The organism is Proteus sp. FME41, from assembly GCF_014897315.1.
Lineage (GTDB): Bacteria > Pseudomonadota > Gammaproteobacteria > Enterobacterales > Enterobacteriaceae > Proteus.
The window spans coordinates 1-1,328 of record NZ_JABUYL010000056.1; the positions used below are offsets into that span (position 1 = coordinate 1).

General features: G+C 43.4%; 1 protein-coding gene. It reads right to left on the reverse strand.

Annotated elements, in window-relative coordinates; genetic code table 11:
* On the reverse strand, window positions 1-1,328 hold a 1,328-nt coding region (locus INT04_RS19125), incomplete at both ends, for an ImcF-related family protein (RefSeq protein ID WP_319022980.1).

Genomic DNA, 1,328 nt, shown 5'->3' on the forward strand with positions numbered 1-1,328 from the left:
TCTAAGGCTTTTAAGAACTCAGGGTTAAAGGTTAAGCCTTGTGCGTTAGTCGTATCAGGTACCCAATGCGTTCCTTCTTTGCGTAAAACGCCGTTTAGGTGAGTCTCAAGAAAACGCTGAATACGACCATTATCTAGGCGTAGATATTGCGCCATTAAAGGTAATGAGATTTCACTTTGTGTGTTTTTAAGTGGATAACGCCCCCCAAACGCACTATTCCAATCATTCACGACCGCATTTCGCCATTGGGTATTAATGCCTTGTGACGTAGGCGCTAACAGCTGTTGCCATGCTTGAGACATCGGTTGTACCAGCAGTGTTTGCCCAAAGCTGTTCCACTCTTGACCAAAGCTTGCGGCGATTAAGCTACCGTAGTCTTGTGTTTCTGATAAATCGACGGTTTTCCCCTCAAATACACTTCGGGCTAAGGCTTGAGACATGGCTTGTGGATCGGGGGCATTGACGACTTGTTGCAGTTTTAATCGTACTCGAGTGACGCGAGTCAGATAAGCTTGCAAGCTTAGAGCATCACTGTTTTGTGCTGAAGATTGTGGGTCGGTAAAGGCCAGTATCGGCGCAAAAACAGGCTCTAGAGGCCCTGTAAATTCTGCTTTTTGACTAATAACCGGCTGTTGTTCTTTGTTTAATAAATCTTTGGCGGAGTTAACAAACGAATCGGCTAATTTTTCTTGTTGACGACCGGTTTTACCTTGATAAGACAGCGTATTCATTAAGGCAATAATGGGGGATTGTCTGATATCGCTCATTAAGGTGAGTTGATCAATGGTATCGGATAAACTTTGTGTTTCTCGCCACTGTAAGCCATTGAGGAAGCTTAACCAACTGCCTGAAAAATCATTAAAATAACGCTCTGTCAGGTTTTGCTGGAGTTTTTCAGGTGAGATATCAATGTCGGTCTCTTTTTGTGTGTCACTTAATACCCAATCTATTTCTTCTCGCCTTTCATAAACGGCCTTTTTAATGGCAGGCTCAATCGACTCTTCCCAGGCTTTACGGGTAAAAATACCGGGTACGGTTTCAGTGGTACTGAGTAAGAAGCTGACATCCGTATCCCCCGTCATATCATCTAAGCTCATATCCGCAAAGTTATGCTGTGCTTGTTGTAAGATTTTTTGATAAAGCGCCGATTCACCATTACGTTGACCAATTTGGCGAATAAGAATGGTTCGGTTTCCGGCCACTAAAGTACGGTTAGGTTTGATTATCCATTCATCGTGATACGGTAATTGAGCGGCATAGAAGGTGAATAGTTCGGTGCCTAACGTTTGCCATTCTCCGTCTTTTAATTCGGTATATTCAGGCCAAAT